Source organism: Nocardiopsis algeriensis, from assembly GCF_014203695.1.
Taxonomy (GTDB): Bacteria; Actinomycetota; Actinomycetes; order Streptosporangiales; family Streptosporangiaceae; genus Nocardiopsis; species Nocardiopsis algeriensis.
Genome location: NZ_JACHJO010000002.1, coordinates 136,057 through 156,225 on the forward strand (window position 1 = coordinate 136,057; position 20,169 = coordinate 156,225).

Below are 20,169 nucleotides of genomic sequence, written 5' to 3' on the forward strand. Positions count from 1 at the left end.
ATGGTTCTTCCCGCGCCGGCGCACCTCACCCGCGGGGGCGCCGGAACGGCCGCCGTTCCTCCGTCCGGGGCCCGCCCCCGCGCGAGGTCACTCCGCGCCCGCCCCGACGGCGCCGGCGTCGCGCGGCCCGATCTCGCCGGAGAGGATGCGCTCCGCGTGGTGGCAGGCCACCCGGTGGCCGCTTCCGCCCACCTCGCGCAGCACGGGCCGCTCGGTGGCGCAGCGGTCCTGTTGGCGCCACGGGCAGCGGGTGTGGAACCGGCAGCCGGCGGGCGGGTTCGCCGGGGAGGGCAGGTCGCCCGACAGGAGGATGCGCTCGCGGGTGTCCTCCACCTCGGGGTCGGGCACCGGCACCGCCGACATCAGCGACCGCGTGTAGGGGTGCAGGGGCGTGCGGTACAGGTCGTCGCTGGAAGCCTCCTCCACCAGCGCCCCGAGATACATGACCCCCACCACGTCGCTGACGTGGCGCACCACCGCGAGGTCGTGCGCGATGACCAGATAGGTCAGCCCGAGTTCGGACTGGAGGCTCTCCAGAAGGTTGAGCACCTGTGCCTGGATCGACACGTCCAGTGCCGACACCGGCTCGTCGCAGATGATCAGGTCCGGCTCCAGCACCAGGGCCCGGGCGATGCCGATGCGCTGGCGCTGCCCGCCGGAGAACTCGTGGGGGTAGCGGGTGAGCGCCTTCGCCGACAGGCCGACCCGCTCCAGGGCGTCGACCACCCGGCGCCGCTGGTCCTCCAGCACCGCCCGGCGGCGCGCCCCGCGCCCGGCCGGCATGTCCTCCTCGGCGGGACCGCCGATCCCGTGGGTCTGCAGGCCCTCCAGGAGGAGGGAACCGATGTCCTGCCGGGGGTTGAGGCTGCCGAGGGGGTCCTGGAAGACCATCTGGAGGTTGCGGCGCTCCCGGCGCATGGACTCGCCGTCCAGCGACGCCAGGTCGCGCCCGTCGAAGAAGACCTCACCGGAGGTGATGTCGACCAGGCGCAGCACCGCCCGCCCCAGGGTGGTCTTGCCGCAGCCGGACTCCCCCACCAGGCCGTAGGTGGTGCCCCGCTCGATCTCCAGGCTCACCCCGTCGACGGCGTACACGTGGCCGACGGTCCGGTCGACCAGGGCGCCCCGCCGGATCGGGAAGTGCACCTTGAGGTCGTTGATCCGCAGCAGGCTCATTCGGTCTCCTCCTCGGCGGGGTCCACGCACCGGTGCGTGTGGCCGTCCCCGGCCGGCACCAGCGGCGGCGGCCCTTCCAGGCACTCCGCGGCGTAGCGGTCGCAGCGGGGTGCGAACGCGCACCCGTCGGTCCAGGCGATGTTGTCGTTGACCGATCCGCGGATCGGGGTGAGCGGTTCCCCGCGGGGCGCGTCCAGGCGGGGGACGGAGCCCAGCAGGCCGATCGTGTAGGGGTGGGCGGGCTCGGCGAACAGCGGACCGCGCGGTGCGCTCTCCACCGCCCGGCCCGCGTACAGCACGTTGATGTCGTCGCACAGCCCGGCGACCACCCCGAGGTCGTGGGTGATCATGAGCAGCGCGGTGCCCTCCTCGGTGACCAGTTCCTTGAGCAGTTCGAGGATCTGCGCCTGGATGGTGACGTCGAGGGCGGTGGTCGGCTCGTCGGCGATCATCACGCGGGGGCGGCAGGCCACCGCCATGGCGATGAGCGCGCGCTGGCGCATGCCGCCGGACAGCTGGTGCGGATATTCGCGGAGCCGGCGCGTGGGGTCGGGGATGCCCACCCGGTCCAGGAGGACGGCGGCCTCCTTCGCCGCGGCGGACCCGCCCATGCGCCGGTGTCTCCGGAGGATCTCGGTCACCTGGACGCCGATGGGCACCACCGGGTTGAGGGAGCTGAGCGGATCCTGGAAGATCATCGCCAGCTGCGACCCGCGCAGGTCGCGCATGCGGCGGGCGGGGAGCCGGAGCAGGTCCGTCTCCCCCTCGGGCAGCCGCATGACGGCGGATCCGCCGATGCGCACGCCGCGGGAGGGGAGCAGCCCCATGAGGGCCAGGGAGGTGACGCTCTTGCCGCAGCCGGACTCTCCGACCAGGCCCGTGACCTTTCCCTCGTTCAGGGTGAAGGACACTCCGTCCACGGCCCGTACCTCGTCGGAGCCGCGCCCGCCGAACACCACGGACAGCTCCTCCACCGCGAGCAGCGGTGTGCCGTTACTCATGGTCATTTCCTCAGCTTCGGGTCGAGGGCCTCCCGCATGGCCTCACCGAGCAGGGTGAAGCCCAGCGCGGTGACGATGATGGCCAGCGCCGGGTACACGGCCAGCTGCGGTGCGCTGGACAGGAACCTCTGCGCGTCGGCGAGCATCGTCCCCCACTCGGGGAAGGACGGGTCGGGGTTGCCCAGGCCCAGGTAGGACAGGGCGGCGGCGTCGATGATGGCGGTGGCCAGGGTGAGGGTGGACTGCACGATGACCGGGCCCAGCGAGTTGGGGAGGATGTGCGCGAGCGCGATCCTCCGCTTGCGCACCCCCAGGGCCCGGGCGGCCAGGACGTAGTCGCGGCTGCCCTGGGAGATCATCGCCCCGCGCAGCAGGCGGGCGAAGATCGGCACCTGGGCGATACCGACCGCGAGCATGACCGTGGTCAGGCTGGGGCCGACCAGTGCGGCGACCGTGACCGCGAGCAGCAGGGTGGGCAGTGCCAGCATCATGTCGATGACGCGCATGACGGCGTTGTCGTACCAGGCGCCCCGCCGGCCGCCGAGGACGGCGGCCGCGCCGGCGCTTCCTCCGAGCAGGGCGCCGGCGCAGAAGCCGACGAGGGTGGCGACCACGCCGACGAGGAGCGTCTGGCGGGCGCCGACCACCATGCGGGAGAACTGGTCGCGGCCGAGGTTGTCCAGCCCGAGCCAGTTCTCGGCACGGGGTCCGACGAAGACGTTCTGGTTGGGGAAGACCTCGTTGCCCCAGGCCTGCGACGTGGCGCTGTAGGGCGCGATGAGCGGCGCGAACAGGGCGACGAGGAGGAACAGGGCGACGATCACGGCGCCGCTGATCGCCATGGGGCTGCGGCGCAGGCGCCGGAAGGCCGTGCGCCAGACGCCGGCGCCGTGGCCGTCGTCGGCGCGCTCCCCCATCAGCTCGGCGAGGCGGTCGACCTTGGCGGCCCTGCGGCCGAGGAGGGGGGTGCGCCCGTCTCCGCCGGCCTCGGCCGGCACGGCCGTGCCCGGGTCCCCGGGCAGGTTCTGGGAACTCGGTGTCGTCGTCACTGGGCCCGCACTCTCGGGTCGAGGAGGCTGTAGGAGATGTCCACCAGCAGGTTGATGAGGACGTACATGGCGGCGATGACCAGGATGAACCCGGTGAGGACCGGATAGTCGCGGGTCTGGGTCGCCACGTACACGAACGAGCCGATCCCGGGGAAGGCGAACACGCTCTCGGTGAGGACCGCCCCGGCGAACAGGCTGCCGGTGAGCAGTCCGATCGAGGTGACCACGGGCAGCATCGCGTTGCGCATCACGTGGCGGGTCCGCACGGTGGAGCGGTGCAGGCCCTTGGCGTCCGCGGTGCGCACGTAGTCCTCGTCGAGGACCTCCAGGACGCTGGCACGGGTCATGCGGACGATGACCGCGAGCGGGATGGACGCCAGTGCGACGCCGGGCAGGGCCAGGTGGAGCAGGGCGTCCCACACCACGTCCAGCTCACCGGTGCGCAGCCCGTCCAGGACGACGAAGCCGCTGAGCTCGGTGCGGCTCAGCCCCGGGGAGAGCCGGAAGGCGGACGGGAACAGGCCGAGTCCCTCGGAGAAGACCACCTTGAGGACGAAGGCCAGGAAGAAGACCGGGGTGCAGATGCCGAGCAGGGATCCGCCGACGGCGGCGAAGTCCAGGACGCCGCCCCGCCGGCGGGCGGCGAGGTAGCCGAGGGGGAGGCCCACCGAGACGGCGATGGCCATCGCGGTCACGGAGAGCTCGAACGTGGCCGGGAAACGGGTGAGGAACTCCTCCAGGACCGGGCGCCCGGTCTGCAGCGACGTGCCCAGGTCGCCCTGGAGGATCCGGCGCAGGAAGGTGAGGTACTGGACCGCGATCGGTTCCTCGAGCCCGAGCGATCGGCGCATCTGCTCTCGCTGCTCGGGGGTCGCGTCATCGGGGAGGAGGGCGTACTCGGGGCCGCCGGGCAGCCGTTGGAGCCAGACGAACAGCAGGATCGACAGACCGCCCAGGGTCGGTATCAGCTGGAGGGTACGCCTGACGAGGAATCGCAGCACCTTCGCCGCCTTTCGCCAGTGGTGGACAGGGAGGGGCCGCGGCCGGAGCCGCGGCGGGAGCACGAAGCGGTTCCGGCCGGCACCTCAAGGGTCCCGGCCGGAACCCGTCCTCGCGGACCGCGGCTGTCGGGCCGTCCGTCGAGGGTGGGGAAGGGCCTATTCCTTCCAGGAGCCCTCTGCGAAGTTCTCCTGCGTCAGCGGGCTGACGGCGGGGGGCTCGACGTTCGCGGCGAACGCGATGGACGGCGGGGAGCTGGAGATGGGCAGGCCCGGCAGGATCTCCATGATCTGCTCGTTCAGCTCCTGGTAGGCGGCGATGCGCTCCTCCTGGTCCGGGTTGCTGCTGGCCTCGGCCATGGCATCGAAGAGCTCGGGCTCGTCCATGCCCCAGGCGTCGTTCTGCACGGCGAACCAGGTGCCGATGAAGTTGTAGGCGTCGTTGTAGTCGCCGGTCCAGCCGAGCAGGTACAGCGAGCACTCACCGCTGTCGGTGCGGCCGATGTACTCGGTCCACTCGTAGGACTTGGCCTCCACGGTGACGCCCACGGCCTCCAGGTCGGCGGAAATGACGTCGAAGATGTCGCGCGGCGCCGGCATGTACGGGCGGGTGACCTCGGTGGGGTAGCAGAAGTCGATGGTCAGGTCGGCGTGGCCGGCCTCCTCCAGCAGCTCCTCGGCCCGTTCGGGGTCGTACTCGTAGGTCGTGACGTCCGGGGACCAGCCGTCGAGCGTGTCGGGGTGGAACTGGGTCGCGACCTCGCCGCCCTCGGGGAGGATGGTGTCCACGATGCGCTGGCGGTCGACGGCGTGGGCGAGGGCCTGGCGGACCTCGAGCTCGGCGAGGGCCTCGTTGGTCTCCTGCTGGTAGGCCAGGTAGAGCACGTTGAAGACGTCGCGGGTGGGCACCTGGAAGCCGGCCTCCACGAGCGGCTCCACGTCGGCGGGCGCGACCAGGTCGTAGCCGTGGATGTCCCCGGCCTCGAGGGCCTGGCGGCGTGCGTTCTCGTCGGGGATGGCCCGCAGGATCATCGTCTCGAAGCCCGCGGTGTCACCCCAGTAGTCGTCGAAGCGCTTGAGGGTGACCTCGGCCTGGTCGCGGTTCCACTCCTCGACGGTGAACGGGCCGGTACCGGCGACCGTGCCGGGTGTGCGCGTGTAGTCGGGCAGGCTGTAGTTGCCCTCCTCGCCGGTGATCTCGGCGTCGGCGATGGCCTCCAGCGTGCTGGGGCTCATGATGCCGAACGCGGCGAGGCTGAAGCCGCCGGGGAAGATCGAGGAGTACTCGGTGATGGTGATGACGGCGGTCAGCTCGTCGGTGGCCTCGCAGGAGACGTAGCGGGACTCGGGCAGGGCCTCGTCCTCGTTCTCGGCGAACCCGCCGAAGATCGCCTGCCAGTAGTAGGAGTTGTTGGAGCTCTGCCAGGGGCCGGACAGGTTGTGCCAGCGGTCGAAGTTGGCGCAGACCGCCTCGGCGTCGAGCTCGTCGCCGTCGTGGAAGACCACGCCGTCGCGCAGGTGGAAGGTCCAGACGGTACCGTCCTCGGACTGCTCCCAGTCCTCGGCGAGTCCGCCGACGATCTCGCTGCCGCCGGACTCGTGCTCGAGGAGGGTCTGGAACACCTGACGGCTGTAGCGGAAGGTCTCGCCGTCATTGGCGAGGAAGGGGTCGAGAGACTTGATGTCGCCTGCGGAACCGAACACGAAGGGGGCCTCCTGGCCCCCCTCGTCTCGTTCGCTCTCCGCGCAGGCCGTGGCCAGCAGCGTGAGGGAGGCCGCTGCGGCCAGGGGGGCCAGCAGCTTCCTGGAGGGCTTCGTGAACATGTCCACCTCAATGGGGGGAAGCGGGCCGGGGGTGCCCGGATCGATTGAGTGGACCCTAGCGGGGGCCGTACCAGCTGGGAAGATAGACGGCTGGGTATTAATACAACCGTTTCCCATCTGTGCCGCAATTCATAGTTGCGGTTTTATGGACAGCTTGTCCACCCCGAAAATATTTATCCCTAATTATACTCTTAACGCCCTTATGTCTTGATTGTCTCGTTCCGGCGCCCGGAGACGGCCCCGATGCGCTTATGCTCTCGGAATGACCTCACCCCTTGACGATGCGGCGCTGGCCGCCTTCCTCGAGAGCCAGGACAGTGCCTGGCTGGCCGAGCAGCTGATGCTGGTCGCCGACGAGGACCCCATCACCAGGATCCGGCTGACCGCCGCGGCCGGTTCGGAGAACGCTGCGGACGAGGCCCGCGACGCCGTGCTCTCCGCCATCGGAAAGCACTCTCCCGGGCAGGACGACGAGGAGCCCGACCTCCTGCACCGGGCCGTCGACCTCCTCGAGGACCTCGCCGACTACGGGTTCGAGGACGAGAGCGCCGACATCGCCGACGAGGCACGCGAGGCCTACGCGTCACGGCACGGCGAGGACGACAGCGAGCACCTGGCCCGCCTGGACGCCCTGGCGGACGGCGAGGGCGAGTGACCCGGACGTGAAGAGGTGGGGAGACCGGTTCAGTCCTGCGTGCCGTTCCTCTCCTCCGGTTCCGCGCCCGGCTTCTCCCCGGGGTCGGCGGACGCGGACACGGCCGGCCCGGCGGACTCCGAGAGCGGCCGCTCCTGCCGCGCGGCGGCGGGCGCGAACGGTACGAGACCCTTCGCCGCGGGGTCTGCGGTCCCCGGGGAGACCGCTTTCGCCCCGGGAACCGGCACGGCGCCGCACCAGCGGCGGACCTCGGTGCTCCACAGGGCGATGTTGAGGACGACGGTCGTGAGCACGGCGAGAAGGGCACCGAGGAGCAGGGTCGTGTCCGCCAGCTTCGACGACACCTGGAGCGCACCGAGACCGTTGCCGAGTGCGACCAGGGCACCGGCCTGCGCGAGGCGCCACAGGATGTGGCCGCCGCGCAGGACCGGCACGGCCAGTGCCGCCAGGAGGAGCGCGGAGCAGGCAGTGACGACCAGCAGTGTCCGCAGGTCGTTTCCGACGGCGGAGGGCAGTCCGTCGTCCAGCAGCTCCCAGAGCAGGTACCCCAGGAGCCCGTGCACCGGAATCACGGTGAACATCAGGGCGAAGGTCTGCCGCACGTCCAGCGGGGGTCGCACCCCGGGATGGCGCTCGGCAACGAGGTCGGCCGCGAAGGCCAGTACCGACCGGAGCGGCCCTGGGGAGGGGGTGGCGGGGGACGAAACGGAATCATGCATGCCGAACAGGGTCCCGCGCTCCAAGCCGCCGCGCAAGGCGCAAACCGGGCATCTCCGCTCCCCTGTCCGAGGCTGCGGGTCTCAGGCGCCGGTGCCGCGCATCCTTTCCCGGACGTACTCCAGGGCCTGCCCCGCGAGGGTGTCGCTGTCGGCCCGGACGTCGAACTCCCGGCCCTCCTCGTCGGGCTCCAGCGGCTCGAGGGTCTGCAGCTGCGACTGGAGCAGGGCGGAGGGCATGAAGTGGCCGGAGCGGGCCTCGAGGCGCCCCAGGATCACCTCGGCGGGGCCGTCCATGTGCAGGAAGCAGACCCCCGGTGCCGCCGCGCGCAGGATGTCGCGGTAGCTTCTCCTGAGCGCGGAGCACGCCATCGCGGTCGACTCGCCGAGGGCCTCCTGCTCACCGATCCAGTCCGCCAGCTCATGCAGCCACGGCCTGCGGTCCTCGTCGGTGAGGGGAATGCCCGCCGCCATCTTGTCGACGTTGGACCGGGGATGGAAGTCGTCGGCCTCGGCGAAGGGAAGCCCGAGTTCCTTGGCCACCCGCACGGCGACCGTGGTCTTGCCGCTGCCCGAGACTCCCATGAAGACAAAGTGCATGGTTTCTCCGTGTCGTGGGTCCTGCCGAGCGCAGGCACCGCCACCCATAGTGATATCGATCGGTCCCGTTAGGCTTCAGCCTGTCCCCGCGTCCGGAACCGGCCACAGGGGGCGCGGACACGGAGCCGGGTACAGGGAGAACGATGGGCGCTGACCACCGCACGCTGCACAACCGGGTGCTGTCGGTGCTGGGACCGGCCATCGCCGCGGGCGAGTACGCCGCGGGCCATTCCTTCACCCTCCAGGGTCTGGAGAAGGACTTCGGCGTCTCCCGGACCGTGGCCCGCGAGGCCGTCCGCGTGCTCGAGTCCATGCGCCTCGTGGTCAGCAGGCCCCGGACGGGCATCCGGGTGCGCCCCCGGCGGGACTGGAGTGTCTTCGACCCCCAGCTGATCCGCTGGCGCCTGGCCGGGCCGGGCCGGATGGAGCAGCTGCGCTCCCTCAACGAGCTGCGCGCCGCCGTCGAGCCGGGCGCGGCCGCCCTGGCCGCCGTGCGCGGCGACGCGGAGGAACGGGCCCGGCTCATGGAGATCGCCGACCGCCTCGACCGCACGGGCCGCGCCGGGGACCTGGATGCCTTCCTCGAACTGGACATCGCCTTCCACCATCGCATCCTCGAACTGTCCGGCAACGAGATGCTCGCCGGACTGGCCCAGGTCGTCTCGGAGGTCCTGGTCGGACGCACCTCCTACGACCTGATGCCGCGCCGTCCGCGCCCCGAGGCGCTGCGGTTGCACGCGGAGGTCGCCCGGGCCGTCCGGGACGGCCTCCCCGACGCGGCGGAGGCGGCGATGCGTTCCATCGTCACCGAGGTCGCCGAGGCCCTGGAGGCCGACCCGGAGCACGGACCGGAGCACAGGAGGGTCACAGAACCAGGCTGAGGCCGGCCGCGAGGCCGAAGCCGATGAAGCCGATCAGCGTCTCCATGACGGTCCAGGTCTTGAGCGTGGTCTTGACGTCCATACCCAGGAAGCGGCCGACCAGCCAGAAGCCCGAGTCGTTGACGTGCGACAGCGCGGTGGCGCCCGAGGCGATCGCGATGACGATCAGGGACAGGTCGATCGTCGACAGCCCCGGCGAGGCCTGGACCGCGGGGGCGATGAGGCCCGCCGCGGTGGTGATGGCGACGGTGGCCGAGCCCTGGGCGACCCGCAGGGCCAGCGCGATCGCGAACGCCGCGACGATCACCGGCAGGCCGGTGGACTCCAGGGTCCCGGCCAGGGCGTCGCCGATGCCGCTGGCGCGCAGCACCCCGCCGAACATGCCGCCCGCGCCCGTGATGAGGATGATGGCGCACACCGGGCCGAGGGCGTCGCCGACGATCTCCTCCACACGGCGGCGCGTGAAGCGCCCCCGGCTGAGTACCGGCATGGCCACGAGCACGGTGATGAGCAGGGCGATGGGTGTCGCACCGATCAGCGAGGCGACCGCGACCCACAGAGCGTCCTCGGGGACCGTGCCGGTGCTCACGAGGGTGTTCACACCGGTGTTGGCGAAGATCAGCAGCATCGGGAGCAGCAGGATGCCGACAACAGTGGCCAGACGCGGCGGGTTCTCGTGCGTGACACTGCCGTCCGACATGACGTCGTCGGGCGCGGGGAGCTCCCAGCGCCGACCCGCCCACAGGCCGTACAGGTAGCTGGCCAGGTACCAGGTGGGCACGGCCAGGACGGTGCCGACCAGCAGGGTCAGGCCCATGTCGGCCCCGATCTCCACGGCGGCGGTGACGGGACCGGGGTGCGGCGGCACGAAGGCGTGCATGACCGCGAAGGCGCCGGCCGCGGGCAGCGCGTAGAGCAGGACGGAGCCGCCGAGGCGCCGGGCGACGCTGAAGACGATCGGCAGCATGACGATGAGGCCTGCGTCGAAGAAGATCGGGAAGCCGAAGAGCAGCGAGGCCACACCGAGGGCGAGCGGGGCCCGTTTCTCGCCGAAGAGTCTGATCAGCGCCCCGGCCAGGACGGCGGCGCCGCCGGTGGTCTCCAGCATGCGGCCGATCATGACGCCGAGCCCCACCAGGAGGGCGACGTTGGCGAGCGTGCCGCCGAAGCCTTCGAGGAGGACGTCCACCACGCCGGAGACGGGGATGCCCGCGGCGAGGGCGGTCAGGACACTGACCAGGACGAGGGCGACGAAGGCGTGCAGCCTCAGCCGGATGATGAGGAACAGCAGGAGCGCGACGGCCCCCGCCGCGATCCCGAGGAGGGCGCCCGTTCCGTGGACGGGCTCGAAGTTCTCCATGGTGGAGCCTTCCGGTGCGGTGGTCGGTGTCGGACGCACAGGGACGTCACGGCAGGTCGCCGGGTACGCCCTCGGGGAGGCGGCCCAGTGAATGGTAATACCATTTGTGAAGTTCTGCGAACGGTCGCCCGAACCTCTCGCGTCCTACCACCTGCGGAGATGCCCTCTCGCGGTGATTCCCGGTGTTTTCCCCGAAGTCGCGACAAGCACCCCCACCCGGCGGCATCATGGCGCTTACCCGTCGATCGGGCGCGGGGGCGGCACCGCACATCCCGCGCCAGCGTTGACAACATATTGTCAACATGACAGGATGCTGACATGAAAGAAGAGTTCGAGAAGACCGTCCACCTCGCCGTCTACGACCAACTCGCCGACGGGGAGATCGGACACGCGATCGCCACCATCCGCAGCGGCGAGGGGCAGCGCGTGCCCGGCCGCCACAACGTGGTGACCGTCGGCCTCACCGGAGCCCCGGTGACCACCATGGGCGGCCTCACCGTCCTGCCCGACACCTCGCTTCCCGAGGTCAGGCCGTCGTCCAGCTCGATGCTCATCCTGCCGGGTTCCTCCCTGTGGGACAGCGACCCCGAGGAGATGACCCCCTTCGCCTCGGCCGCCGGGATCTTCCTCGACGCGGGGGTTCCGGTGGCCGCGATCTGCGGCGCCACCGCCGGCCTGGCCCGCGAGGGCCTGCTCGACCACCGCGACCACACCAGCGCCGCTCCCGAGTACCTGCTGGCCACCGGCTACGCGGGGACCAGCCGCTACCGCGACGCGCTCGCGGTCACCGACGACGGCCTCGTCACGGCAGGACCGACCGCGTCCCTGGAGTTCGCCCGCGAGATCTTCACCGCGCTCGACCTGTTCACCCCGCGCGTGCTGGACGCCTGGTACCGCCTGTACGCACAGCACGACCCCACCGCCTACTTCTCCCTGGTGGAGGGGTCCTGACCGTGCCCTCCCCCGACCGCGCGCCCGCCGAGCTGCTCACCGGGACCGCGCTCACCGTCTTCCGGCTCAACGGCCAGTTCCTGTCGGCCTCGGAGGAGCTCGCCCGCGAGGCCGGGCTCACCGCCGCCCGCTGGCAGGTGCTGGGTTCGGTCACCACCGAGCCCCTGTCCGTCTCCGCGATCGCCCGCGGCCTGGGCACCAGCAGGCAGAGCGTCCAGCGCATCGCCGACCTCCTCGTCGGCCAGGGTCTCGCCGAGTACCGGCCCAACCCCGCGCACCACCGCGCCAAGCTGCTCGCCCCCACGGAGGAGGGCCGCACCGCCTTGCGCCGCATCACCCCCTCCCACCGCCGCCTCGCCGACGCACTGCTCGCCGAACTGGGTCCGGAGGAGGCGCGGGAGGCCCTGGAGACCCTGCACCGCCTCTCCGCGGCGATGGACCGGATCGGCGGGGCCGGACCCTGAACGCACGGGTCGGGAGCGCCGGTATCGTCTGGGGACACCCGCCCCGGACCACGAGGATGCCCGCCATGATCGACCTCCGCTCGGACACCGTCACCCGGCCCACCCCGCAGATGCGGCGCGCCATGGCCGAGGCCGAGGTCGGTGACGACGTCTTCGGCGAGGATCCCACCGTCCGCGCGCTGGAGGAGGAGACCGCCGCGCTCCTGGGCAAGGAGGCCGCGCTCTACGTCCCGTCCGGTCACATGGCCAACCAGCTGGGCCTGTACGTCTCGGTGCGCAGCGGCGACGAGGTGTGGGCCCATGAGCACCACCACCTCGTGGGTGACGAGCAGGGAGCCACCGCCGTGCTCGCCCGGGCGCTGCCCCGTCTCCACTCCGAGACGCCGGCCCCCTCCGACGCACTGCTGGAGTCGTGGATCTCCGGCCGCGGCGACATCCACCGCGCCGAGCCCGCCCTCGTCTGGCTGGAGAACACCTTCACCGGCCGGGTCGTACCGCTCGCCGACCAGCGAAGGGTCACGGGCTTCGCCCACCGCCACGGCCTGCGCGCCCATCTGGACGGAGCCCGCCTGTGGAACGCCGCGGCGGCGCTCGAGGCCTCCCCCGCACAGGTCGCCGAGGGCTTCGACACCGTGTCGGTGTGCTTCTCCAAGGGCCTCGGCGCCCCGGTCGGCTCGGCCCTGGCCGGCGACGCGGACAGCATCACCCGGGCCCGGCGGGCCCGCAAGATGCTGGGAGCGGGGATGCGGCAGGCGGGCGTCATCGCCGCGGGCGCGCTGTACGCGCTGCGCCACCACCGGGAGCGCGTGTCCGAGGACCACCGCCGCGCGGCCGCGCTGGCCGACCGGATCGGGGAGGCCCCCGGGATCACGGCGCGTGCGCAGACCAGCATGGTCCTGCTGGAGACCCCGCAGGGCACGGGCGAGCGGTTCCTCGCGGCCCTGGCCGGGCACGGCGTCCGCGCCCTGTCCATCGGTCCGGACACGGTCCGCCTGGTGATGCACCTGGAGATCACCGACCGGGACGCCGACGAGGCGGCCCGTGCCGTGGCCAAGGCCGCCGCCGAGCTCTGAGGCACCGGTCCCGTCGGCACCGTGCCGGCCGGTACCCCGAACCGCAGCATCCCCGTACGGCGTCGCCGCGGGGCAGAGCGGTCGTTCCCGTGCCGGGAAGAACCCGGTCGGCCGGACGCGCGGCGGCCGCCCCGCAGCCGCTCGCCGACGGCGCCCCGCGCCCGGGACCGGCGGAGACCTCCCGCTCCCCGGGGCTGCCCGGGGAGACCGTGCTCGGCATCCTGCGCACCCTTCGGCACGTGGGCTTCACCGAGCGGGACGCCGGGGTCGGCCGCTGCCGCCCGCGCCGTCTCCCGAGAGCCGGGTACGGCCCCTGCCGGTCCTCCTGGGCCGCCCGTCCCGCCGCGCCCCGACCGCGCGGCGGCTTCCGCATGCCCGTACGCCTTGCGATCGTTGCCCAAGGGAATGTGACCTGGGCGACACTGCTGCGTGACGCAGCCTTGACGCGGGAAGAGGGAGGAACAAAACTAACGCCTGTTATACGCCAATGTCACACAACGTGCGGATATAGCCCGGCTTCGCGCATTCCCAGCCCCGTTTCCCCGGCCCTCCACCTGAAGGCGAGAGCATTTTCCGATGAGTCAGCAGTACGTCGCCGCGATCGACCAGGGCACGACCTCCAGCCGCTGCATCCTCTTCGACCGGGACGGCAACGCCGTCTCCGTCGACCAGCGCGAGCACCGCCAGGTCTTTCCCCGGCCGGGCTGGGTCGAGCACGACGCCGCGGAGATCTGGAGCAACGTCGAGGCGGTCCTGCGCAACTGCCTGGAGAAGAACGGCATCACGCCCGACCAGGTCGCCGCCATCGGCATCACCAACCAGCGCGAGACGACGGTCGTGTGGGACAAGGCCACCGGAGAGCCCGTGCACAACGCGATCGTCTGGCAGGACACCCGCACCGACACCCTGGTGCGCGCACTCGGCGGCGACGAGGGCCAGGACCGGTTCCGCGAGAGCTGCGGCCTGCCCCTGGCCACCTACTTCTCCGGCCCCAAACTCCGCTGGCTGCTCGACAACGTCGACGGACTGCGCGAGCGCGCCGAGCGCGGCGAGGTCCTGTTCGGCACCATGGACACCTGGATCATCTGGAACCTCACCGGACGCCACGTCACCGACGTCACCAACGCCAGCCGCACCATGCTGATGAACCTGCGGACCCTGGAGTGGGACGGCGCGACCCTGGAGGCCATGGGCATCCCCGAGGCCGTGCTGCCGGAGATCCGCTCCTCCTCCGAGGTCTACGGCGAGGCCCGCGGCTTCCTGGAGGGGACCCCCGTCGCCTCCGCCCTGGGCGACCAGCACGCCGCTCTGTTCGGCCAGACCTGCTTCGACCCCGGCGACGTCAAGGGCACCTACGGCACCGGGACCTTCCTGGTGATGAACACCGGGACCGAACCGGTGACCTCCGACAACGGCCTGCTCACCACCCTGGGGTACAAGCTCGGCGACGAACCGGCGGTGTACGCCCTGGAGGGCTCGATCGCGGTCACGGGCGCACTCGTGCAGTGGCTGCGCGACAACCTCGGCCTCATCTCCAGCGCACCGGAGGTCCAGGAGCTCGCCCGGACCGTGGAGGACAACGGCGGCTGCTACATCGTGCCGGCCTTCTCCGGATTGTTCGCCCCGCACTGGCGCAGCGACGCCCGCGGCGTCATGACCGGTCTGACCGGTTACGTCAACAAGGGCCACATCGCCCGCGCCGTCCTGGAGGCGACCGCCTGGCAGACCCGCGAGGTCGTCGACGCGATGAACGCCGACGCCGAGGTGGAGCTCACCACCCTCAAGGTGGACGGCGGCATGACCGCGGACGACCTGCTGATGCAGATCCTGGCCGACGTGCTCGACACGGGGGTCGTCCGGCCGAGGGTCTCCGAGACCACGTGCCTGGGCGCCGCCTACGCCGCGGGCCTGGCCGTGGGCTACTGGCCCGACACGGAGGCGCTGCGCGCGAACTGGCGCAAGGACGCCGAGTGGGCTCCGGAGATGGAACCCGCCGTGCGCGACCGCGAGTACCGCAACTGGCGCAAGGCCGTGCAGCGCACCCTCGACTGGGTCGAGCACGAGGAGTAGGCGCCCCGGACAGGGGCGCCGCCGGGCGCCCCGACCATCCATCCCGGTGACGGGCCTGTCCGACCGCGCCGCTGCCCGCGGGCGTGAGGGGCTCCCGTGACCCGACAGCCCCTCTCCGGGGCGGAGGTGACGTCATGACGGTATACCTGGCGGAGTTCGTCGGTACTGCGATCCTGATCCTGCTCGGCGGCGGCGTCGTCGCCGGTGTCTCCCTCGCCCGGTCCAAGGCCCTCGACGGCGGCTGGATCGTGGTGACGCTCGGCTGGGGTATGGCCGTGGCCGTCGCCGTCTACGTGGTGGGCGCCGTCAGCGGCGCCCACATCAACCCGGCGGTGACGCTGGGGCTGGCCAGCATCGGCGAGTTCGACTGGGCCCTGGTGCCGGGCTACATGGCGGCACAGGTCCTGGGCGCCTTCACCGGCGCCGTGCTGGTCTACCTGGCCTACCTCGCGCACTGGGAGGAGACGGAGGACCCCGGCGCGAAGCTGGGTGTCTTCAGCACCTCTCCGGCCGTGCGCAGCCCCGCCGCCAACTTCACGACCGAAGCCGTCGGCACCGCGATGCTGGTGCTGGGCGTCCTGGGCATCGGTGCGAACTCCGAACACGTCTCGCAGGGCGGGGTGGACCTGGCGGGACTGTTCTCCAGCGGCATCTCGCCGCTGCTGGTGGGCCTGCTGGTACTGGCGATCGGCCTGTCCCTCGGCGGCCCGACCGGCTACGCCATCAACCCGGCCCGCGACCTGGGGCCGCGCATCGCGCACGCGCTCCTGCCCATTCCCGGCAAGGGCTCCTCCGACTGGGGATACGCCTGGATCCCGGTGGTCGCCCCGCTGACGGGCGGTGTGATCGGTGCCTGGATCTGGAACCTCACCGGCTTCGGGGGCTGATCCGGACCGCCCGGTGCACACACGCGAGCGCCCCCGGAGGAGCAGTGCTCTTCCGGGGGCGCCCGATCACGTCCTACACCGTCCCGAGGGCCGGGTGGGCGTCACGTCTCGTCTCAGAGGGCGACGACGTTCTCCGCCTGCGGGCCGCGCTGGCCGGCGACGACGTCGAACTCCACGCGCTGGTTCTCCTCCAGGTTGCGGAAGCCGCTGCCCTGGATCGCGCTGTAGTGCACGAAGGCGTCGGGGCCGCCGTCGTCGGGGGAGATGAAGCCGAAGCCCTTCTCGCCGTTGAACCACTTCACAGTTCCCTGAGCCATGTTCTCTCCTTCAGCTCGGTGTACCACGGACGCGAACGCACGTCCGTGAATTGCCGCGAGCCGACTCCAAAAGAAACCGCCCGCCGGTCACAAACTCCGCGGGCAAGACACCAACTGCGAAATTCAACGACTAACAATCTCTTTGAACCTACCACATGAACCCCGGATCACCAGGGATTCCGGTGTGGCAACACACACCGGCCTCGGGGGAATACCCGGAGCCGGAACGGGGAAGGCGCCCCGCGCCCCTCCGACGGGCACGGAGGACGCGCGCACCTTCCCCGGTCCGCCGCGGATCAACCCTGGTTGATCCCGACGAAGTGGCCCTCCTCGACCTCCACCAGCGGCGCCGACTCCTCGTCGGGCGCCACGGGGAGCTCGACGTCCTCCGGCGGGTTGGCCGCCAGTTCGGCGTCCACCTCCGCCCAGGTGCGGTGCAGCTGGGGCACGCAGGAGAGCAGGTGTCGGCTGTAGGGGTGCAGGGGGTTCTCGAACACCCGCGCCGTCGGCCCCATCTCGGCGATGGCCCCCTTGCGAAGGATCACCGACTTGTCGCTGACGTAGTTGCCCAGCGACAGGTCGTGGGTGACGAACAGGATGCCGAGCCCGCGCTCCTTGAGGTCGCTGAGCAGGTTCAGGACGTCGATGCGGGTCGAGGCGTCCAGCATGCTGATGATCTCGTCGGCGACCAGCAGCTTGATGTCCAGCAGCAGGGCCCTCGCGATGAGGACGCGCTGGAGCTGGCCGCCGCTCAGCTGGTGCGGGTACTTGTTGAGCACGTTGTCGGGATCGAGCCGCACCGTGCCCAGCGCGTCGAGCACCCGGTCCTTCCAGTCGGCGTCCGAGACGCCGGGGTAATAGGTGGACCGGATCATCTCGAAGACCCGGTCCGCCTTGAAGATCGGGTTGAAGCTGCTGAACGGGTCCTGGAAGACCCCCTGCACGTGGCGGTAGTACTCCTTGCGCGCGGCGTGGCCCTTGATCGTGGTGATGTCGGTGCCCTCGAAGAGGATCTGCCCCTCCGTCGGCCGGAACAGGCCCAGGACCATCTTGCCGAGGGTGCTCTTGCCGCTGCCGCTCTCACCGATCAGCGACACGACCTCGCCCGGCTCCACCGTCAGGCTGACGTCGCGCACGGCGCGTTTCCGGCCGCCGCCGAACGCGCCCACCCTGTACACCTTGTGCACGTTCTTGAGTTCCAGCACGGTCTACCTCACCCCGTCTTCCAGCAGGCGGCCCAGTGGCCGGGTTCGATCTCGACCAGGGGCGGCCGCTCGGAGCACTTGGAGAAGGCCAGCGGGCAGCGGTCCTTGAAACGGCAGCCCGTGGGCGGGTCGAGCAGGCCGGGCGGCTTGCCGGGGATGCCCTCCAGGCGCCCCTGCTCCTCGGTGCTGCCCACCTCCGGAAGCGCCGAGATGAGCATCTGGGTGTAGGGGTGCTTGGGCTCGTTGACGATGGTCTTGGCCGAGGCCTTCTCCACGACGTGCCCGGCGTACATCACCATGATCGTGTCCGCCATCTGGTAGACGAGGGACAGGTCGTGGGTCACGAACACCATGCTCTTGACGAACCCGCGGTCGCGGAACTCCACCATGGACTCGGCCACCGCGCGCTGGGTGGACACGTCCAGGGCGGAGGTGACCTCGTCCGCGATGAGCAGGGACGGGTTGAGCAGCGTGGAGATCACCATGACCACGCGCTGCTTCATACCGCCCGAGAGCTCGATCGGGAACCGGTTGAGGACGTCCTGTTCCAGACCCACCAGCTCCAGGCGGCGGTGCAGCTCGTCCTCGATCGAGGCCGGGTCCACCCCGCGGGCCTTCATCAGGTCCTTGATCATCCGCCCGATCTTGCGGGTGGGGTTGAGCGCGCTCATCGCGTACTGCGGGATGAGCGAGATCTCGTGGTAGCGCAGCGGCACCATCGCCTTCTCGTCGGCGATCGGCACGTTCTTGCCGTCCAGCTCGATCGTGCCGCCCACGTGCTTCATCCGCGAGTCGAGGCGGATGAGGCTCTTGCCCAGGGTCGTCTTGCCGCAGCCGGACTCGCCGGCCAGGCCCATGATCTCCCCGTCGGCGAGGTCGAAGGTGACACCGTCGAGGGCGTGGACGTCCCCGCGCAGGGTCTGGTAGTAGACCTTCAGGTCGTTGACGCGAAGAGTCATCACAGCTCCCGCAGCTTGGGGTTGAACACTTCGTCCAACCCGACGTTGAGGATGTACAGCGAGGCCACGATCACCGTGATCCCGAGGCCCGGCGGAATGAACCACCACCACATGCCGCGCTGGAGCGCGCCCCAGCCGACCGCGCTCTCGAGCATGAGGCCGAGGGAGACGCCGTTGGAGGGGCCGAGGCCGATGAAGTCCAGGCCCGCGGCGATGAGGATCGCGCCGCCGAAGAGGAGGATGAAGGACATCACCAGGTAGGAGCTCATGTTGGGAGCGATCTCGCTGGTGATGATCTTCCAGGTGCGGCGGCCGCTGAGGCGGGCCAGGTCGACGTAGTCGCGGTTGGCCAGGGAGAGCGCCTGGGAGCGCACCGCCCGGGCGGCCCACGGCCACGAGGTCAGACCGATGAACACACCCTGGACGAAGAGGCCGCGCACCTCCAGGTAGGCGGTCACCACGATGAGGACGACCAGGGCGGGCAGCACCAGGACGACGTTGGTGAGCATGTTGAGGATCTCGTCGATGATCCCGCCCTTGTAGCCGGCCACGAAGCCGACGGCGGTGCCGATGACGAAGGCCACGCCGCCGCCGAAGATCCCGATGAGGAAGGTCGCGCGCAGGCCGTAGACGAACTGGGCCCAGATGTCCTGGCCGAAGCTCGTCGTCCCCATCCAGTACTCGCCGTCGGGCGCCTGGCCCTGGGGGCCGATGTACTCGTTGGGGTCGTGGTCGACGAAGAACGGGGCGATGATGCCCAGCAGCAGAAGGCCGAGGACGATGCCGAGGCCGATGAGGAGCTTGGGGTTGCGTCTGGCGTAGTGGAGGGCCTCCGAACCGCGCTTCGCTGCGGCGCCGTCGGACTTCTCCGCGGTTCCGGGTGCACCGGCGACGTTGCTCATGCCCCGCCTCCCGTCATCTGGACCCGGGTACGCGGGTCGATCAGGACGTAGATGATGTCGATGATGAAGTTGGCGATCAGGACACCGACCACGACGAAGAGGAAGACGCCCTGGAGCACGAAGAAGTCGCGGTTGTTCAGGGCGCTCAGGATCAGGGTCCCGAGACCGGGGTAGTTGAAGACGATCTCGGTCAGCAGGGCGCCGGCGATGACCGTGCCGAGCTGGACCGCCAGACCCGTGATCTGGGGCAGCATCGCGTTGCGGAACGCGTAGCGGCGGATCAGGCGGCGCGGGGCGCCCAGGGCCTGGAGGTAGTTGGAGTAGTCGGCCTCCAGCTCGTAGATGATCATGTTCCGCATGCCGATCGCCCAACCGCCGAGCGCGACGATGAAGAGGGACATGAACGGCAGGAACCAGTGGCTGATGAGGTCGGAGATGAAGAGCCAGCTGAACTCGGGGATCAGCGAGAAGCTGTATCCGCCCGAGGCCGGGAACCAGCCCAGGACGATGCCCATGCTCCAGGCCAGCAGCAGGGCCAGCCACATGTACGGGGTCGCGGTCAGGATGTAGCCGACGGGCAGGACGGTGTTGTCCAGGACCTTGTTGCGGGCGGCGAAGGCGCCGAAGCGGTTGCCCACGATCCAGCTGAGCAGGATGGCGGGCAGGAGCAGGGCCAACGTGTAGGGCAGCGAGCGGAGGATGATGTCCAGGACCGGCTGCGGGTAGAGCATCGAGCTCACGCCCAGCTCTCCTCGGAACAGTCCCGCCCAGAAGTTGAAGTACTGCTGGTACAGGGGGGTGTCGAGGCCGAAGACCGTCTCGTAGTAGGTGGTCATCCGCTCGAGGGCCTCGGGATCGCTGATCGAGGCCCGGTTGAGCATGCTGCGGACGGGGTCGCCCGGCATGAAGCGCGGAATCATCCAGTTGATGGTGACCGCGATGACGAACGTAAGCAGGTAGACGAAGAGCTTACGGCCAATGTAGCGCCACACTCGTTCCTCCAGGTGACGGTGGCGGACAGGCGAGGTCCCCGACGGGGACGCACCACGGGACGGAAGCCGTGTGCCCCGTGGTGCGTCCT

20 protein-coding genes are annotated in these 20,169 nt (G+C 70.6%); 7 read left to right on the forward strand and 13 right to left on the reverse strand.

Features of this window, described 5'->3' with window-relative positions; all coding sequences use genetic code 11:
• Positions 1-87: 87 nt before the first annotated feature.
• The 5 genes from FHS13_RS02920 to FHS13_RS02940 form a co-directional block, all read right to left on the reverse strand.
• Complete coding sequence (locus tag FHS13_RS02920; RefSeq protein WP_184287057.1) at positions 88-1,176, reverse strand: ABC transporter ATP-binding protein; 1,089 nt, start codon at positions 1,174-1,176, stop codon at positions 88-90.
• Positions 1,173-2,177, reverse strand: a complete 1,005-nt coding sequence (locus FHS13_RS02925) for an ABC transporter ATP-binding protein (protein ID WP_184287060.1) — start codon at positions 2,175-2,177, stop codon at positions 1,173-1,175. Before FHS13_RS02925 ends, FHS13_RS02920 begins: the two co-directional genes overlap by 4 nt.
• Before the next feature lie 2 nt (positions 2,178-2,179).
• Complete coding sequence (locus FHS13_RS02930) at positions 2,180-3,226, reverse strand: ABC transporter permease subunit (RefSeq protein WP_184287063.1); 1,047 nt, start codon at positions 3,224-3,226, stop codon at positions 2,180-2,182.
• Positions 3,223-4,227 carry an ABC transporter permease subunit gene (locus FHS13_RS02935; protein WP_184287066.1) on the reverse strand — a complete coding sequence of 335 codons (1,005 nt, stop codon included), beginning with the start codon at positions 4,225-4,227 and terminating at the stop codon, positions 3,223-3,225. Before FHS13_RS02935 ends, FHS13_RS02930 begins: the two co-directional genes overlap by 4 nt.
• Positions 4,228-4,383: 156 nt before the next feature.
• On the reverse strand, positions 4,384-6,048 hold the full coding sequence (locus FHS13_RS02940; protein WP_184287069.1) for an ABC transporter substrate-binding protein: 1,665 nt from the start codon (positions 6,046-6,048) through the stop codon (positions 4,384-4,386).
• Positions 6,049-6,310: 262 nt separating this feature from the next.
• Here FHS13_RS02940 and FHS13_RS02945 point away from each other — a divergent pair, with 262 nt between their 5' ends.
• Entirely contained in the window at positions 6,311-6,703 is a 393-nt protein-coding gene (locus FHS13_RS02945) for a hypothetical protein (RefSeq protein WP_184287072.1), read from the forward strand.
• A gap of 29 nt (positions 6,704-6,732) precedes the next feature.
• Here FHS13_RS02945 and FHS13_RS02950 read toward each other — a convergent pair whose 3' ends face one another.
• The gene (locus tag FHS13_RS02950) at positions 6,733-7,422 is read right to left on the reverse strand and encodes a hypothetical protein (protein WP_184287075.1); all 690 of its coding nucleotides are present in this window, start codon (positions 7,420-7,422) and stop codon (positions 6,733-6,735) included.
• An 81-nt stretch (positions 7,423-7,503) separates the two neighbouring features.
• Entirely contained in the window at positions 7,504-8,019 is a 516-nt protein-coding gene (locus tag FHS13_RS02955) for a gluconokinase (protein WP_184287078.1), read from the reverse strand.
• A 143-nt stretch (positions 8,020-8,162) separates the two neighbouring features.
• On the opposite strand from FHS13_RS02955, the gene FHS13_RS02960 reads away from it, so the two are divergent.
• Positions 8,163-8,900: a FadR/GntR family transcriptional regulator gene (locus tag FHS13_RS02960; RefSeq protein WP_184287080.1), complete on the forward strand. Its 738-nt coding sequence runs from the start codon at positions 8,163-8,165 to the stop codon at positions 8,898-8,900.
• Here the strand turns inward: FHS13_RS02960 and FHS13_RS02965 are convergent.
• Positions 8,884-10,260 (reverse strand): GntP family permease, encoded by a 1,377-nt coding sequence (locus FHS13_RS02965; RefSeq protein ID WP_184287083.1) that lies wholly within the window; start codon positions 10,258-10,260, stop codon positions 8,884-8,886. The genes FHS13_RS02960 and FHS13_RS02965 overlap by 17 nt on opposite strands.
• Positions 10,261-10,578: 318 nt before the next feature.
• On the opposite strand from FHS13_RS02965, the gene FHS13_RS02970 reads away from it, so the two are divergent.
• From FHS13_RS02970 to FHS13_RS02990, 5 genes are all read left to right on the forward strand, one after another.
• Positions 10,579-11,211, forward strand: coding sequence for a DJ-1/PfpI family protein (locus FHS13_RS02970; RefSeq protein WP_184287086.1), 633 nt, complete (start codon positions 10,579-10,581; stop codon positions 11,209-11,211).
• On the forward strand, positions 11,208-11,675 hold the full coding sequence (locus FHS13_RS02975) for a MarR family winged helix-turn-helix transcriptional regulator (RefSeq protein ID WP_184287947.1): 468 nt from the start codon (positions 11,208-11,210) through the stop codon (positions 11,673-11,675). Before FHS13_RS02970 ends, FHS13_RS02975 begins: the two co-directional genes overlap by 4 nt.
• A gap of 65 nt (positions 11,676-11,740) precedes the next feature.
• Entirely contained in the window at positions 11,741-12,748 is a 1,008-nt protein-coding gene (locus FHS13_RS02980) for a threonine aldolase family protein (protein WP_184287088.1), read from the forward strand.
• Positions 12,749-13,324: 576 nt separating this feature from the next.
• Positions 13,325-14,818 carry a glycerol kinase GlpK gene (gene glpK, locus FHS13_RS02985; RefSeq protein ID WP_184287091.1) on the forward strand — a complete coding sequence of 498 codons (1,494 nt, stop codon included), beginning with the start codon at positions 13,325-13,327 and terminating at the stop codon, positions 14,816-14,818.
• Positions 14,819-14,952: 134 nt separating this feature from the next.
• On the forward strand, positions 14,953-15,705 hold the full coding sequence (locus tag FHS13_RS02990) for an MIP/aquaporin family protein (protein WP_184287094.1): 753 nt from the start codon (positions 14,953-14,955) through the stop codon (positions 15,703-15,705).
• A 113-nt stretch (positions 15,706-15,818) separates the two neighbouring features.
• On the opposite strand, the gene FHS13_RS02995 is transcribed toward FHS13_RS02990, so the two are convergent.
• The 5 genes from FHS13_RS02995 to FHS13_RS03015 all read right to left on the reverse strand — a co-directional run bounded on the left by FHS13_RS02995 (position 15,819) and on the right by FHS13_RS03015 (position 20,080).
• On the reverse strand, positions 15,819-16,022 hold the full coding sequence (locus FHS13_RS02995) for a cold-shock protein (RefSeq protein ID WP_184287096.1): 204 nt from the start codon (positions 16,020-16,022) through the stop codon (positions 15,819-15,821).
• A 296-nt stretch (positions 16,023-16,318) separates the two neighbouring features.
• Positions 16,319-17,227 carry an ATP-binding cassette domain-containing protein gene (locus FHS13_RS03000; protein ID WP_184287098.1) on the reverse strand — a complete coding sequence of 303 codons (909 nt, stop codon included), beginning with the start codon at positions 17,225-17,227 and terminating at the stop codon, positions 16,319-16,321.
• An 8-nt stretch (positions 17,228-17,235) separates the two neighbouring features.
• Positions 17,236-18,186 (reverse strand): ABC transporter ATP-binding protein, encoded by a 951-nt coding sequence (locus FHS13_RS03005; RefSeq protein WP_184287101.1) that lies wholly within the window; start codon positions 18,184-18,186, stop codon positions 17,236-17,238.
• Positions 18,186-19,088, reverse strand: coding sequence for an ABC transporter permease (locus FHS13_RS03010; protein WP_184287104.1), 903 nt, complete (start codon positions 19,086-19,088; stop codon positions 18,186-18,188). Before FHS13_RS03010 ends, FHS13_RS03005 begins: the two co-directional genes overlap by 1 nt.
• Positions 19,085-20,080: an ABC transporter permease subunit gene (locus FHS13_RS03015; protein ID WP_184287107.1), complete on the reverse strand. Its 996-nt coding sequence runs from the start codon at positions 20,078-20,080 to the stop codon at positions 19,085-19,087. Before FHS13_RS03015 ends, FHS13_RS03010 begins: the two co-directional genes overlap by 4 nt.
• Positions 20,081-20,169: the final 89 nt, after the last annotated feature.

Coding starts and splice junctions, on each gene's coding strand:
- FHS13_RS02945 (WP_184287072.1), top strand. CDS start 6,311: ATGACCTCACCCCTTGACGATGCGGCGCTGGCCGCCTTCCTCGAGAGC.
- FHS13_RS02950 (WP_184287075.1), bottom strand. CDS start 7,422: ATGCATGATTCCGTTTCGTCCCCCGCCACCCCCTCCCCAGGGCCGCTC.
- FHS13_RS02970 (WP_184287086.1), top strand. CDS start 10,579: ATGAAAGAAGAGTTCGAGAAGACCGTCCACCTCGCCGTCTACGACCAA.
- glpK (WP_184287091.1), top strand. CDS start 13,325: ATGAGTCAGCAGTACGTCGCCGCGATCGACCAGGGCACGACCTCCAGC.
- FHS13_RS03005 (WP_184287101.1), bottom strand. CDS start 18,186: ATGACTCTTCGCGTCAACGACCTGAAGGTCTACTACCAGACCCTGCGC.
- FHS13_RS02920 (WP_184287057.1), bottom strand. CDS start 1,176: ATGAGCCTGCTGCGGATCAACGACCTCAAGGTGCACTTCCCGATCCGG.
- FHS13_RS02940 (WP_184287069.1), bottom strand. CDS start 6,048: ATGTTCACGAAGCCCTCCAGGAAGCTGCTGGCCCCCCTGGCCGCAGCG.
- FHS13_RS02955 (WP_184287078.1), bottom strand. CDS start 8,019: ATGCACTTTGTCTTCATGGGAGTCTCGGGCAGCGGCAAGACCACGGTC.
- FHS13_RS02965 (WP_184287083.1), bottom strand. CDS start 10,260: ATGGAGAACTTCGAGCCCGTCCACGGAACGGGCGCCCTCCTCGGGATC.
- FHS13_RS02990 (WP_184287094.1), top strand. CDS start 14,953: ATGACGGTATACCTGGCGGAGTTCGTCGGTACTGCGATCCTGATCCTG.
- FHS13_RS02960 (WP_184287080.1), top strand. CDS start 8,163: ATGGGCGCTGACCACCGCACGCTGCACAACCGGGTGCTGTCGGTGCTG.
- FHS13_RS02995 (WP_184287096.1), bottom strand. CDS start 16,022: ATGGCTCAGGGAACTGTGAAGTGGTTCAACGGCGAGAAGGGCTTCGGC.
- FHS13_RS02925 (WP_184287060.1), bottom strand. CDS start 2,177: ATGAGTAACGGCACACCGCTGCTCGCGGTGGAGGAGCTGTCCGTGGTG.
- FHS13_RS02980 (WP_184287088.1), top strand. CDS start 11,741: ATGATCGACCTCCGCTCGGACACCGTCACCCGGCCCACCCCGCAGATG.
- FHS13_RS03010 (WP_184287104.1), bottom strand. CDS start 19,088: ATGAGCAACGTCGCCGGTGCACCCGGAACCGCGGAGAAGTCCGACGGC.